This is a genomic window from Nocardia rosealba (genome assembly GCF_020216065.1).
Lineage (GTDB): Bacteria > Actinomycetota > Actinomycetes > Mycobacteriales > Mycobacteriaceae > Nocardia > Nocardia rosealba.
The window spans coordinates 1,317,755-1,331,494 of record NZ_JAIWNA010000001.1 but is presented as its reverse complement, the minus strand read 5'-3'; the positions used below and the strand labels follow the sequence as shown (position 1 = coordinate 1,331,494).

Sequence of the window (13,740 nt, the reverse complement as noted above, 5' to 3'; positions counted from 1 at the left end):
GTCCTAACTGGCGCGATGCGCCCGCGACAGGTTGCCTGAGTCGGCCCATTCGGGTTCCGTTTCGGAGAGGTCCAATCGGCGCTCGGCCACCGACAGCGAGCTCACGACGGCGACTCCGAGTACGCCTTCGGCGTCATAGAGCTGAGCGACATTGACAGCCAACCCGGCCGCGGCCAGGTGCTGGTGCGCTTCGAGCCCGAGGCCGCCTTCGGCCGGTGCGCGCGTGAAAGCCGCTGTCGTGTCGTGGTTGATGTAGCCGATGCCCGTCGATCCCAAGGCGGTGATCGTGTTCGTGAGCTCGGCGGTCGCGGCCAATCGGGCGACCGAGGACATCGGCACGCCCTCGATTGCCTCGACATGGTTGATCCAGATGCGTTTGCGCTGCGCGTTCTGCACATCGCGTGGCTGCTCGGTCCACAGGTCCGGTCCGGCACCGTCGTGGTTCCACCACAGGCCGGGCCTGGTCGGCGGGCCGGGCGGGCACGGTGGTCGCGCTCCGTGCTCGGTTGTCCAGAACTCGCCGGGTGGCTGTCGCGACTCGCGTAGCAGTGTGAGGGTCGCCCGCGCCACGAGCTGCCCTTCCTGGTGCGAAGTCCAGTCCAGGACTTCGATATTCGCTCCTTTGCGGGTGGTCACCACTGCGGTTTCCAGCCCCGCGAAGCGAACCGGACGCAGGAGTTCCAAGGAGAAGCGGGCCGGGACGAGACCGGTGCCGGAGGCATGGTCGCCGAGCTCCTGCCCGGCCAGGGCTGCGACAGCCGTGCCGTTCACCGCCTCGGGATCCCATTGGCTGCGGGCGTAGCCACTCGGACGGCTGGTCCCCGCCGTGCGCACGAAAAGAGCCACAATGTCCCCTCCGCAGACTGTTCAGTCTGCAAATCACTCTGGGCGGTTCTACTACCCAGCGCCGGGCCGAGATTCCCCGTCGACCCGTTCAGCTTGCTAAGAACCAGTACCAATATGGACAGTAGAACAGGTTCTATTTTGCCGCAACAGTTTTCGCCTCTTCGACCGAAGCCACCGGCGCTTCAGGCTGCACCTCCACACAGGCCACATTCATTTCCCTCGGCGCGCCGAGGACGAATTCGACCACCTGCGCGACATGGTCGGGATCCATCCGTCCCGAATGACGAGCCAGACCCCACCGCCCCCACAACCCGAACAGCGCACCGAGCTCGGCGGGCGCCCAGGTGCTCCCCATGGCGGTGCGCGTCGATCCCGGCCGCACGATCGACGTCCGAACTCCGGTCCCCTCCAACTCCTTCTGCATGGTCACCGCCAGCGCTTCCAAGGCGCACTTCGAGGCGGTGTAGGCAGCCATCATCGGCTTGAACCGGGTCACGTTCTCACTGCTGACGACCACGATGTCACCGCGACGGCGTTCGATCATCGCCGGCAGTAGAGTATGGATAAGCCGGTGTGCACCAAGCAGATTCACGTCGACCATGGCCGCAAGACCAGCGGGAGAAAGCTCCTCGACCGTGGCTATGTCGGCGTCACCGGCGCACAGAACCAGCGCGCCGACCGCACCGTGGGACTCACCGAAACCCGCAGCGAACGCCTCGATCTCAGCGGCGGCCGTGAGATCCAGACAGACAGCTGTCGCCGCTCCGCCCTCGGCCCGGATCGCGGCGACAGTACCGTCGAGCCGCGCGGCGTCGCGCCCGGTGGCGACTACTCGGCAACCTGCCACACCGAGGCGGAGCGCCACGGCGGCACCGATCCCCGACGATGCTCCCGTCACCACGACAACTGGTCGCTCGTCCTTCATCCAGATGCTCCCCATATGCGCTACATCGACTGTACGTAGCCTGGACAATGCCAGACATACTGCGGTAGAACACGTTACATTCTAATGAATGGAACCTGTTGCAGTTCTTGCAAGTTGAAGTGAGGGGAATTGTGTTATGGAGTCGCAGTCGAGGTTCGTCCGGGCGTTCGGAGACAGTCCCTACTACCTGACCCTCGTCAAATTCGCGGCCAAGGTCGACCTCGCAGCCCAGCGCCTCACCCGAGGACGCGTGGGGCTGCTGACACTCGGCGGTTTTCCCAACCTGCTGCTGACCACCAAGGGGCGCAAGACGGGAGCCGAGCGGACCGTCTCGCTGCTCTACGTGCCACACGGCGACGACATGATCGTGGTCGGCTCCAATTTCGGCCAGGCCACCCACCCCGCATGGACCGCCAACCTGACCGCCGCAGGGCGGGCGGTAGTCCGCGTCGAGGGTGAAACGTTCTCCGTGATCGCACATCCGGTGCGCGCGGAGCAGCGCGCCGAACTGTGGGCCCACGTGATCGAGCATTGGCCGGACTACACCGACTACGCCGCCCGATCCCAACGAGAGCTGCGCATGTTCGTGCTGAGTCGCGAGTCCGAGCGCTGACGACGCCGTTCGAGAAGTCACGCTCGGTTCTCGGGCAGCCACGACACGAAGGAGGATCCGATGCTGATCTGCGGGATCAAAGCAACCCATGACGGGGGCATCGCACTTATCGACAACGGCCGGTTGGTCACCAGCATCGAAATGGAGAAGATCGACAACCTCGATCGCTATACCCCACTGGGCGACGCCGCGCGCGTCCCGGAGCTCCTACGCACAGCGGGCATCGACCATCGCGATGTGGACGCCTACGTCGTCGACGGGTGGTGGGCACAGCCCGGCCAGGATCCGTTCGAACCGGCCGTACCACTTCGACGCGACGATATGACCGTTCACCTGCCGGTCGCCGCGTACGCCGACTCCCCGGGCCGGTCCGAGCCGATGCAGCGCTACCACTTCGATGCACACGATTTCGGCTCGGGCAAGGGTTATACGAGCTACTTCCACAACGCCAACCACCTACTCGGGTCGTACTGTTCGAGCCCGTTCGCGCAGCGGAACGAAGACTCGCTGGTGCTCGTGTGGGACGGCGGAACGACCCCGCGCCTCTACGACGTCCGGCCCGCGGATCGGTCGGTCCGCGCCGTCTCCTCGCTGCTGCGGGTACCCGGCAACTTCTTCTCCGACTTCAACGCGCATTTCGGCCCCTTCCGTCTCGACGGGCGCGGCCTCGACATGAACGCCCTGATCCGCCACCACCTTTCCGTGGCCGGCAAAGCCATGGCCTACGCCGCCCTCGGCACCCCATCGGAAGCGGCGTTCCCGGTATTCGACGATCTGCTCGGTAGGTTCCCGAGCGTCGTTCCACAGAACGCCGCAGCGATGGCCCAAGCCATACTGGCGAAACGAGATGCCTACCTACCCGGCCTGTCCGATGCGGACATCATCGCCACTTTCCAGGAATACCTGGGACAACGATTACTCGCGGCGCTGGCTCGCGTCGTAGCCGAACACTTTCCCGGCGCTCCCCGAAACCTGTGTCTCGGTGGCGGATGCGCACTCAATATCAAATGGAACAGCCGGATACGAGCGTCGGGACTGTTCACCGACGTGTGGGTACCACCATTTCCGAATGATGCCGGGGCCGCCATCGGCACAGCGTGTTGCGAGATGTGGGGCACCGGGCTGACAGCGCTCGACTGGTCCGTCTTCAGCGGTCCGCCCATTCGCACCGGAACGGTTCCGGAATCATGGACGGTCACGCCCTGCGATGAAGCCGGGGTAGCCAGAATTCTGCACGAATACGACGAGCCGGTCGTCGTCCTTTCCGGCCGCGCCGAACTCGGTCCACGGGCACTGGGTAATCGCAGCATTCTGGCACCCGCTCGGGACACAGCAATGAAGCAGCGACTCAACCTGATCAAGGACCGAGCCGACTATCGACCGGTTGCGCCCATATGCCTCGCCGACCGGGCCACCGAAATCTTCACGCCGGGGGGTAGCGATCCCTACATGCTGTTCGAGCACGAAATTCGCCCCGATTGGGTCGATCGCATCCCGGCGGTCATCCATCTCGACGGCACCGCACGGCTGCAGACCGTCCAACGAACCGACGATATCGCCGCGGCCCGGATCCTGACCGCCTACGAGGCACTCACAGGCGTCCCCGTGCTCTGCAACACCAGCGCGAACCTCAACGGCAGTGGCTTCTTCCCGGATGTCGCGTCGGCCCTTCGGTGGGGTGGCACACGGTACGTGTGGTCCGACGGACTGCTCTACACCAACCCGGATCCGACCCGTTCTATTGCCTAAAACTGAAACACGTTCTATCTTGCTGATATGGCTTTGAACGTCGCTGATCTGCTCGAACATGCTGTGGACGCGGTGCCCGATCGCACCGCAATCATTTGTGGAGACCGGCAGGTCACCTACCGTGAGCTCGACGAGCGCGCCAACCGGTTGGCGCACCATCTCGCCTCGCGCGGCGTCGGCAAGGGTGACCATGTCGGCGTGTACTCGCGCAACTCGATCGAGGCGCTCGAGACGATGATCGCGACGTACAAGCTGCGCGCGATCTCGGTCAGCATCAACTACCGCTACACCGCCGAGGAGGTCCGCTACATCGTCGACAACGCGGACCTGGTGGCGCTGGTGCACGAACGTCGCTACGCCGACATCGTCGCCGAGGTGCTGCCGCAAACGCCGAAGCTCACCGACGTGGTGGTGGTAGACGACGCCTCGGACGCAGATTTCAGTCGCTACAACGGTGTCGAATACAACGAAGCCATCGCCGCGCAATCGCCCGAACGGGATTTCGACGAGCGCAGTTCCGACGACACCTACATCCTGTACACCGGTGGCACAACGGGTTTCCCCAAGGGCGTGATGTGGCGGCACGAAGATGTGTGGCGTGCGCTCGGTGGCGGTATCAACCATGTCACCGGTGAATACGTGAAGGACGAATGGGAACTGGCGAACAACGCCAAGCAGTCCCCGGTCGGTATCGTGATGGCGCCGCTGTCGCCGCTGATTCACGGTGCGGCGCAGTGGGCGGCGTTCATCGCCCTGAACTCCGGTGGCACCGTCGTTTTCATTCCGCAGTTCGATGCCGATGTGGTGTGGCAGACGGTGGAAAAGCATCGCGTCAATGTGCTCACCGTTGTCGGCGACGCCATGGCCAAGCCGCTGCTCGACGCCTACAAGGCCGGTAGTTACGATTCGTCGTCGCTGTGGGCGTTCACGAGCCATGCCGCGCTGTTCTCGCAGTCACTGAAACAGGAATACCTCGAACTGTTCCCGAATGTGTTCATCACCGATGTCATCGGTTCGTCCGAGAGCGGCGGAACGGGCCTCGGTGTGGTGAGCAAGGATTCCGACCATTCGCAGGGTCCCCGGGTGAAGTTCAGTGCGCAGGCCGCGCTGATCGATGACGACGGCAACCTGGTCGAGCCGAAACCCGGTGCGACCGGCCGGATGGCGCGCACCGGTCACGTGCCGATCGGCTACTACAAGGACCCGGAGAAGACCAAGACGATCTTCGTCGAGACCGGCGGCAAGCGCTACGTCGTGCCGGGCGACTACGCCCGCTACGAGGAAGACGGCACCGTCACCCTGCTCGGTCGCGGTTCGGAATGCATCAACACCGGCGGCGAGAAGGTGTTCCCCGAGGAGGTCGAGGGCGCACTCAAGTCGCACCCGGACGTTTTCGACGCGCTGGTCATCGGACTGAAGGACGACCGGTACGGCCAGACCGTCGCCGCGATCATCCAGCCCCGCTCCGGCGCCACCATCGACCTGACCGAGCTGGATGCCCACGCCCGCACCAAGATCGCCGGTTACAAGGCGCCCCGTTCGTACTGGACCGTCGACGAGATGATGCGTCAGCCCAGTGGCAAGGCCAACTACCCGGCGGCCAAGAAGTACGCCGCCGAGCATGCCGACGAGGCCGCGTCGCCGCGCTGACCAAGAGCGATCAAAGGGCCCCTGACCACTAGGTCAGGGGCCCTTTGACGTGCAAGCGGGTCAGCCGTGCCGACCTCGGTCCGCCCGAAGCCGCTCGATGGCCCGATCGATCGCCGTCGCACGATCGGCCGACGGATCCGCCCGCAGTTCGAAGCCGATGAGCCGGTTGGCGGCCGCCGTATTGCCGAGGACCATGCCGAGCAGGGTGTTCATCTCGTCGGCGGGCTTGCTCGGGGTCTGCGGGACCGGCACCGCGCGCGGCACGGCACCGCCGCTCGACGTGCCCTGCCGCGACACTGCGAAAGCGGCGATACCGATCAACAAGATCACCACCCCGATCGGCACCATGTCCCGCGCCGATTCGAGATTCTGGCGTTGTCTCTCGGCCAGCTCCTCGTAGCTGGTCACCCCGTGCGAGTCCCCGTACGTCCAGCACTCCGTACCGGGCGTCATGGCCTTCCCGTCACAGATCGGTGCGGCGTCGGGATCATTGACGTAGCCGAAGATTCCGACGCCGAGAAGAACCAACCCGATCGGTATCGCGATGAACGCGACCAGCTTCGCCAAGCCGTTGTGCGCACCGCGCTGTTCGCCGGTCATCGTCCACCCATCCGCGCGAACCTGTTCCCGCACAATGCCTTCGCCATCCTGTTGTATCAGATGGCGGCCCGCTCGGGCGGACGATGCGGCCACTATCGGTTGGGGAAGGAACCGACGAGGCCGCCGCTCCTTCAATAGCGGCAGGGCCTTCTGCACTGTGAAGAACACGCCCTTGAAGTTCACGTCGAAGGATCGGTCCACATCGGCTTCGGTCAATTCGGTGATCGTGGTGAAGATGGCGGTGCCCGCGTTGGTGAAGATCGCGTCGAGGTGGCCGCGCCAGGTGCTGATCGAACGCATCAGGGCGTCCAGGTCGTCGAGGTTCGCGGCGTCGGCCCGGACGGCGAGGACACGTGGTCCGGCATCGAGTTCGGTTGCGGCGCAGTGCAATCGGTCTTCATCGCGGCCGGTGATGACAACGTAGGCGCCCTCGTCGAGCAGGCGCCGGGCCGTGGCCAGACCCATGCCCGAGGTGCCGCCGGTGATGAGGACTGTTCTGTTCCCGCGGCCGGGCTGTGCACTATTAGGCGGTGGCCGGGCAGGTCGGGCAGTTACACAACGCAGCAAACACCAGCGGTCCGGCGACTCGACAGACCGCTAGCGGCGTCACCACCGTGACAACCCCCCATATTCCGCAGGACATGCCCGGGGCCGCCACTGGTGCGTGCACCGGGCGGGTTCGATATCGCTTGACGCAACTGTCGTCCGTGTTCGTCGCCATCCGGCCGCGGGAACCGTTCCACAATCAAGAGATTCCTCGCGGCGCTACCTGGGATTGGCATGCAGACGCTGCGGCTCCTGGTCGCTGAGGGAGGCAGCGCTACATCCGCGCACATCGAGGAACTCACCGGCGCGAAGAGCCTTTCGGGCGCGAAATCGGCACAGCGGCATGCGTTCCGGTCGATGCCGCTGCGGCTGCGGCAGCCTGAATGTCTGATCGAGAAGAAGCACCTCGACAACCGCCAAGAGGCCACCATCGAGCGGTACTTTATCCGTGTGAACCTGCTGCCCTCGGTTCGCGAGGTACTTGACCAGATCGACAGAGAGCACCGGTGACAGTCCGGCTCCGACACCGAGCCGACTTCACGGAATACCCAGGGGGAGAACAGAACAATGACGGCTGACCCGACACCTTTCGGAAGCGGCAGTGGCGGCGGGCCTACCGGCCCCGACTGGCCGAAGATCAGCGGGATAGCCGCGGTCGTCGCAATCCCGATCGCGATCCTCGCGATCGTCGTGCAGTGCGCCACCAACTCGACTCCCACCACTGCTGATACCAGCAGTGGTGGGACACCGGTCACCAATTCACACCCCGCACCCCCGGTCTCGTCGACCACGCCCCCTGGACAGGAGCTGTGTGACGGTCCGAATAATCTGCGGATCTGCGTGATGAAGGACCACTCCGGCAGTCTCAGCTATTGGGCCACCACGAACGTCTCGGAGGACTGCACCATCACGATTGGTCTGTACGACGACGACAGCGACTACCTCGGGCCGGTCTTCGAGCCGACTAAGGAACCGTGTGAGCGGGCCCAGTCGTATCGCCCACCGGACCTGGGCGACCCGACCACGGGCCGCAGGTACCACTCCGAGCTGGCGGTGGAATGGAGCGACGGCAGAGTCGAGGTCTACAAGAGTCCCACTCTCGTGTGGTGATCCGACCGGCGGTGACATCCCGGCACGCGACGGCGTGCGCTGCTTCCACCCGAACAGCGACGCGCCGCCGCCCAGCCATTCCTAACCGCTCGAAGCCGCACGACCCGAGCCGACTCCAATCACCAGAGCAAAACGGCTTCAATCACCAGTTCATAAGAGCAGACCCCAGGCTCGCCTGCGTTCCCATCGTCGACGTGCCTTGCCGTGGGCCCAACGGAGACGGCAACGCGATAGGTTCGGAACCGGCGAATCGGGATCGCTAGATCGTGTAGGAATCCGCGATGACCAGGCGGTTGCCCATTTTTGTGTGTCCTGCGGAGGAATCGAACCTGCGACCTTCCAGCGGGCCACTGTGAACTGGCGAGATCGCTGCTCGCATCCAGACGGGCTGTTGATCACTCGGTCGACTGAGCGAAGCGCACGTCGCAGGTTCTTGATCGCTGGAATCGAACCTGCGACACCTCACCTGGGGCTTTCGTCCGGCAGCGGCCTCGCACGCGAGAATGCTGACCAGAAATCCTGCTGACCTGCTTGCGGGTAGTTGTCACAGGTTCGTGCGTTCCCGGGCACATCCCAGAGGGGACCCGGGCGACGTGGAAATCGAATTCGCGTGGCGCGAACTCTTCACGTCGGTGATCACAGCACGATTCCGGCCGACCAGATGCCGCAATTCGGTGGTTGCCGGCATGGCGTTCGGGAATGATCGCGGCATGGTCTCTCGAGTGCAGCACGTGGCGATCGATTGTGCGGATGCCTATGCGCTGTCTCTGTTCTGGAGCGCTGCCACCGGGAGCCCGACGCATCCGGAGGACGGACCGGGTGCCGAGGAGACTCAAGTGTTGCTCGCCGAGGGCCCGGTACTCCATTTCAACCAGGTACCCGAGTCCAAGACGATCAAGAACCGGATCCACCTGTGTCTACGCCCCGAGAGCTCACGCGATGAGGAGGTGGACCGGCTGCGCGGCATCGGTGCCACTTTTGTCGCCGATCACCGGAACCCCGATGGCTCGGGCTGGGTGATCCTCGCTGATCCCGAAGGCAACGAGTTCTGCGTGCTGCGCAACAATTCCGGCTGTGAGTCGTAAACCGGGCCGACCAGCTGCGGCACAAGCGGTTTGCGCCCTCCTGCAAACGGTTGGGGGCACACCAGGAAGCCGCAGGGCACAGCGTCTAGCACCGACCCACGTCCAGCGCGTAGCTACCTGACATCGCTACCAGCATCCGCTCCAGACCCCAGTCGGGATCGAGGATCGGGACGTACAGGGCACCAACGCAACTCGCCGACAGCTCGCACGGCTCGTCACAGTTTGCTGGTAAGCCGACGTGTCACTACATGTCGAATTTGCGAGGCTCAAGCCGTAGTTCGGCCGGACATCGGCATGTGCGGATGTCTCGAGCCGCATCGGATCTCAGCGGCCCACCGAGTGCTCAGCGGCAGAAGCGGACGTTGTCTGCCGCAGCGCGTCCGAGCCGCTCACATCCCTTCGGCGAAGACCAGCCGCACAGTGACGCCGGACTTCCGGATTTCACGAGCGGCGCGGTATTCCGGTGAGTCGTACCAGGCCCTGACCTGATCGAGATCGGGAAACTCGAGCACAACCACACGCCCCGGCCAGTCGCCCTCCAGAACCTCGGGCTTGGCGGCGACGAGATATCGGCCGCCGTACTGGCGAATCGAGGGCTCAGCCAGCTTCCAGTACGCCAAACCAACCTGCTCGTCGTGAACCTCGGCCTCGACTACAACGTAGGCTGCCATCCCGTAACTCCTGCCGCCGCGCAGCGGCTTCGATGTATCGATCATGTTCTCGCCGAAGGTACTTCACGCGAGCAGACCGGCCGCGCAGGTGACCCCTGTGCATCGGCAACACGGTCCAGCTGGCCTGTGACAACAGCGGCACCGTGAACCAGGGGCAGTCCAGCACTCGCCAGATCGCCCCGGGCTACGAGCCACAGTCCTCTCCGATCTGCTCGCGAACCTCTCCGCGATCAGCTTGCCCGACGAGCAGGAGAGCGACGTCCGCGACACCATCGACTCGGTGATGACCGAGCTCGTTCGTGAAGAACCCGGCCCCGGGATGATCCGCCGCGGGAAGGCAGCGATCAAGTGCTACCTGAGCGAGTTCGCTTCCAGCATCGCTCAGGCCGCCACTACCGAAGGGGCAGCCTTCATCCGCGCTGACTACATCGCGTAAGTACACGCCGACGAGAACTCCCCCACGACACCTTCCATCTCCTCGCAACCACGACCCTGACACCTGGTACATGGGATGGGCGAGGTCTCGCCGGAGGTGGCAATGCAGGTGTTCGGAAACGAGACGCTTACCGGACAACTCGTTACAAGCGGCCGTTGGACGAAGCTGCCCGGCGTCCGCGCTTGTAGGCTCCACGCATCACCGATTCGATGTGGGGGGTAGACATTGGCAGGCAACGGATTACGCCGCGTCGCAGCAGCCCTGGCGATGGCACTGGTTGCAACGGGTAGCGGCGCGGGACTGGGCGCTGCGGCCCCGCAGGCGCCGACCGTGGTGAGCGTGGAGCTGCCCGCCCCGACCGGCCTGTCCTCGGTCGGGGTCACCGAATGGCATCTGATCGACAGGAACCGCACCGATCCGTGGACCGGCGGGCCACGAGAAGTGCTGGCCCAGATCTGGTACCCCGCCGAGCACACCGCGGCCCAGGCCGCACCGTGGATGCCGCCGGGTGCTTCGACCGCGCAGGAGGAATTCCTCAGCGAGCTCGACGTTCCCGCCGGCACCTGGACCCTCGCCTCGAGCCACAGCCGCCGCGACGCACCGGTCCGCAAGCGCGATGGTGGGTTCCCGGTCCTGTTGAACTCTCCCGGAATGGGCGACGCCACCGGCTGGAGCACCGCCCAAGCCGAGGATCTCGCCAGCCACGGTTACGTGGTCGTCGCCCTCAATCACACCCACGAATCGTTCGCCGTCGAGTTCCCCGACGGTCGCACCGCTCTGACACAGGTACCGCTGGATTCCCCTCAGGAAGTTCTGCGTGACCTGTTGCTGCCCACCCGGGTGGCCGACACCCGTTTCGTCCTCGACGAACTGACCGCCGCCCACACCGACGATCGGAGCGCGAAGGCGCTACCGGTCGGACTCATCGAGAACCTGGACTCGAGCCGGGTGGCGATGTTCGGGCACTCGCTCGGGGGGTCGACCACTATGCAAGCCCTACACGAGGACTCCCGGATCCGGGCGGGGGTGAACTTGGACGGTCCGGTGCTCGGATCCGTCGCCGAGAGCGGTCTCGACCAACCGCTGCTGATGTTGGCCGGTGAGTTCTCGCCGTGGTTCGGTGAGCCGGGCTGGGAGCCGTATTGGCAGAACAACACCGGACTGAAGGTCCCGCTGCGGGTACGGGGAACTCAGCACATGTCGTTCTGCGACCAGCAACTGATCCTTGCCCGTCTCGCCGACACCGGGCTCCTTCCCGGTGAGGTGCGACAGAAGGCGGTCGGTGTCATCGACCCGGCCCGCTCGATCGACCTGCAACGCACCTACCTGCGCACCTGGTTCGACAGCGTCTTCGGCCGCGCCGACCTCACCGCAACGGTCACCGGCCTGGCGCAGCCGGAAGTCATGCCTTACCCGTAGATCGACGTGATCGCCGTGTTCTAGAAAGAATTCTTTTCGAATGGTCCAGTCGATCTTCGTGAGTCGCCTCTGTTATCGGCGGGGCAACAGCGTCTGTATTGCGCGCAGCTCAGGGATCCCGATGACGTAGGCGGCGATGGCGAAGGCGAGTATCGCTGCGGTGGCCCCGACGACGCGGGTGACCGTGGTGGCGGCGGTGGAGAAGCCGAGCAGGCCGTGGCGGCGACGTAGCAGGATGTGACCGGCGATCGCGCCGGCGACGTAGGCCAACGAGCTCGCGACGCTGAGCATGACGATCACGGTGCGGTCGGCCAGCAGGGTGGCGACCGCGACGAGCATACTGACCTTGGTGGTGACCATGATCAGGTTGAGCAGGGCGGGGGTGCGGGTGTCGTTGTAGGCGTAGAACACTCGCATCGGCAGCATGACGCGCCAGACCGAGGCGGAGCAGGCGACGGCGGTCCCGATCAGCGCGGCAGCGTCGGAGTCGACGCGGCCAGTGAACACCAGTGCCGTGACCTGGACCGAGTAGACCGGACCGCCCCGACGAGCCAGGCTCGAAGAGACCGCGACAAACCTCGAAGCCCGCATCATCGAGGCAAAACGCGAAGGCTGGCTAGACGAAGTCGAGGGCCTAGGTCAGCTACAACGGCGGCGGCGACAAGCTCGCCCAGGTCGACGCCCCGCTCCAGCGAACCAAGCAGCGACCGAATTCGGCATCCTCGGATTCGATGACCCGGGGACGCAATACCTTCGGGGAAGCAGCAGGGTCTCAGCGCTGAACGGCCTCCAGAACGAAGAACAGGAAGCTCAGGAACGCCCCAGAGGTGGACTTCGCCAGCGCGTCTGGAAAGAGTTCGCGGGCACCTGGCGCCGGAGGCGGTTCGCTGATGACAGTGGTGCGGAAGCCCGCCATGGCGAAAGCGTCGGTCATCGCATGCAGCGGCCGATGCCAGTAGGTGAGCACGGCCTTCTGACCGTTGAAAGTGTATTCGTCGGAGTGCTTGACGGTCGCAAAGTAGTCGGCGTCGCGATAGAGCAATTTGAAGACGAGTGGGTGATTGACGGACATGATCAGCCGGCCGCCGGGCTTCAGAACGCGCCGCAACTCGGCCAGCGGCGCAGTCCAGTCCTCCAGGTAGTGCAGCACCAGGGACGCGATGACATCGTCGAACGCACCGTCGGGAAACGGCAATGGGCTGCCGATATCGGCGACCTGCAGGGCCGCTTCGACGCCGAGTCGCTGACGAGCCAGCTCCACCATCTTGGCGCTGGCGTCGAACCCGGTCACAATGGCACCGCGGTCACGCAGCGCCGCGAAGATGGGGCCGGAGCCGCAGCCGGCGTCGAGTATCTTCCTGCCGGTCACGTCTCCGGCAAGGTCCACGATCGCGGGCCGCGCGTAATAGCCGTTGATGAGGTTGGTTTCGGTTTCGGCCGCATACCCCTCAGCGAAGCTGTCGTAGTCGTTTTCCACAGCCACATCGGCTGCCCCGGCGGAACTCTCGGAAATGGCAGGCATGTTGACCATCCTGCCGATCAACCAAACAGGACGCCAGGAGATCATCCCGACCGCCAATCGCCCACTCGGGCAATAGATTCCGCCAGGGGAGGTCGAATGCTCAGCAAAGAACCCTTGCTGCAACTCTCCATCACCCCGGCCGGGCGTGCCGCACTGCACGAATTCATCGCCTCGGCGGCCAAGCCGACCGCGATCCGCGACGAGATGATGGTCAAGGTCCAGGGCATGGACGTCGAGGACACCGCGTCGGCGCGGGCGGCGGTCGCCGAGCGGATGGAATGGGCGAGAGCGAAACTGGCTCGCTACGAACGCCTTCGGAACAGACTGCTCGACGGTCGCAGCGAACAGGCCTACCTCGCCGAGGCCGAGCGCATCGGACCCTATCTCACCCTGCTGCGCGGAATCTCCTTCGAACAGGAGAACATTCGCTGGGCGGAGTTCGCCTTGGCGGCGATCGATCGACGCATCCCCTCGAACATCTAGCGTCGCGCACGCGCCCGAGGTGGGAAATGGACGGCCGGTAAGCGGGTGTGGTGGTGCTGGCACTACCACCCCGGGGCAGTAGGCG

14 protein-coding genes and 1 pseudogene are annotated in these 13,740 nt (G+C 64.8%); 9 read left to right on the top strand and 6 right to left on the bottom strand.

Annotation, left to right across the window (positions count from 1 at the left end; genetic code table 11):
* Nucleotides 1-3 precede the first annotated feature (3 nt).
* On the bottom strand, nucleotides 4-846 hold the full coding sequence (locus LDL21_RS06030; protein ID WP_225279100.1) for an acyl-CoA thioesterase domain-containing protein: 843 nt from the start codon (nucleotides 844-846) through the stop codon (nucleotides 4-6).
* A 133-nt stretch (nucleotides 847-979) separates the two neighbouring features.
* Nucleotides 980-1,771, bottom strand: a complete 792-nt coding sequence (locus tag LDL21_RS06025) for an SDR family NAD(P)-dependent oxidoreductase (protein ID WP_225279250.1) — start codon at nucleotides 1,769-1,771, stop codon at nucleotides 980-982.
* Nucleotides 1,772-1,907: 136 nt separating this feature from the next.
* Here LDL21_RS06025 and LDL21_RS06020 point away from each other — a divergent pair, with 136 nt between their 5' ends.
* From LDL21_RS06020 to LDL21_RS06010, 3 genes are read left to right on the top strand one after another with little or no spacing between them, the layout of a single operon-like run.
* Entirely contained in the window at nucleotides 1,908-2,384 is a 477-nt protein-coding gene (locus LDL21_RS06020) for a nitroreductase family deazaflavin-dependent oxidoreductase (RefSeq protein WP_181698511.1), read from the top strand.
* A gap of 60 nt (nucleotides 2,385-2,444) precedes the next feature.
* A complete protein-coding gene (locus LDL21_RS06015; protein WP_225279099.1) occupies nucleotides 2,445-4,133 on the top strand; it encodes a carbamoyltransferase N-terminal domain-containing protein in 1,689 nt (562 codons plus the stop codon).
* 27 nt (nucleotides 4,134-4,160) lie between these two features.
* Complete coding sequence (locus LDL21_RS06010) at nucleotides 4,161-5,783, top strand: acyl-CoA synthetase (protein WP_181698509.1); 1,623 nt, start codon at nucleotides 4,161-4,163, stop codon at nucleotides 5,781-5,783.
* 60 nt (nucleotides 5,784-5,843) lie between these two features.
* On the opposite strand, the gene LDL21_RS06005 is transcribed toward LDL21_RS06010, so the two are convergent.
* Nucleotides 5,844-6,950, bottom strand: a complete 1,107-nt coding sequence (locus LDL21_RS06005) for an SDR family NAD(P)-dependent oxidoreductase (RefSeq protein ID WP_225279098.1) — start codon at nucleotides 6,948-6,950, stop codon at nucleotides 5,844-5,846.
* A 213-nt stretch (nucleotides 6,951-7,163) separates the two neighbouring features.
* Here LDL21_RS06005 and LDL21_RS06000 point away from each other — a divergent pair, with 213 nt between their 5' ends.
* The 3 genes from LDL21_RS06000 to LDL21_RS05990 all read left to right on the top strand — a co-directional run bounded on the left by LDL21_RS06000 (nucleotide 7,164) and on the right by LDL21_RS05990 (nucleotide 9,124).
* Entirely contained in the window at nucleotides 7,164-7,439 is a 276-nt protein-coding gene (locus tag LDL21_RS06000; RefSeq protein ID WP_225279097.1) for a hypothetical protein, read from the top strand.
* A gap of 333 nt (nucleotides 7,440-7,772) precedes the next feature.
* Entirely contained in the window at nucleotides 7,773-8,039 is a 267-nt protein-coding gene (locus LDL21_RS05995; protein ID WP_225279096.1) for a hypothetical protein, read from the top strand.
* Between the two features lie 593 nt (nucleotides 8,040-8,632).
* Nucleotides 8,633-9,124 carry a VOC family protein gene (locus LDL21_RS05990; protein ID WP_225279095.1) on the top strand — a complete coding sequence of 164 codons (492 nt, stop codon included), beginning with the start codon at nucleotides 8,633-8,635 and terminating at the stop codon, nucleotides 9,122-9,124.
* A gap of 389 nt (nucleotides 9,125-9,513) precedes the next feature.
* On the opposite strand, the gene LDL21_RS05985 is transcribed toward LDL21_RS05990, so the two are convergent.
* Complete coding sequence (locus LDL21_RS05985; protein ID WP_225279094.1) at nucleotides 9,514-9,840, bottom strand: DUF1330 domain-containing protein; 327 nt, start codon at nucleotides 9,838-9,840, stop codon at nucleotides 9,514-9,516.
* 190 nt (nucleotides 9,841-10,030) lie between these two features.
* Between LDL21_RS05985 and LDL21_RS05980 the strand changes: the two genes are divergently transcribed.
* Together LDL21_RS05980 and LDL21_RS05975 are read left to right on the top strand one after the other, a co-directional pair.
* Nucleotides 10,031-10,231, top strand: coding sequence for a hypothetical protein (locus tag LDL21_RS05980; RefSeq protein WP_225279093.1), 201 nt, complete (start codon nucleotides 10,031-10,033; stop codon nucleotides 10,229-10,231).
* A gap of 267 nt (nucleotides 10,232-10,498) precedes the next feature.
* Nucleotides 10,499-11,650, top strand: a complete 1,152-nt coding sequence (locus LDL21_RS05975) for an alpha/beta hydrolase family protein (RefSeq protein ID WP_225279092.1) — start codon at nucleotides 10,499-10,501, stop codon at nucleotides 11,648-11,650.
* 72 nt (nucleotides 11,651-11,722) lie between these two features.
* Here LDL21_RS05975 and LDL21_RS05970 read toward each other — a convergent pair whose 3' ends face one another.
* Together LDL21_RS05970 and LDL21_RS05965 are read right to left on the bottom strand one after the other, a co-directional pair.
* A complete protein-coding gene (locus LDL21_RS05970) occupies nucleotides 11,723-12,157 on the bottom strand; it encodes a lipid II flippase MurJ (protein WP_225279091.1) in 435 nt (144 codons plus the stop codon).
* A gap of 265 nt (nucleotides 12,158-12,422) precedes the next feature.
* Nucleotides 12,423-13,172 (bottom strand): class I SAM-dependent methyltransferase, encoded by a 750-nt coding sequence (locus LDL21_RS05965; protein WP_225279090.1) that lies wholly within the window; start codon nucleotides 13,170-13,172, stop codon nucleotides 12,423-12,425.
* Between the two features lie 126 nt (nucleotides 13,173-13,298).
* Here LDL21_RS05965 and LDL21_RS05960 point away from each other — a divergent pair.
* Nucleotides 13,299-13,655: pseudogene (locus LDL21_RS05960) on the top strand (virulence activator alpha C-terminal domain-containing protein); the annotation flags it as partial.
* Nucleotides 13,656-13,740 lie beyond the last annotated feature (85 nt).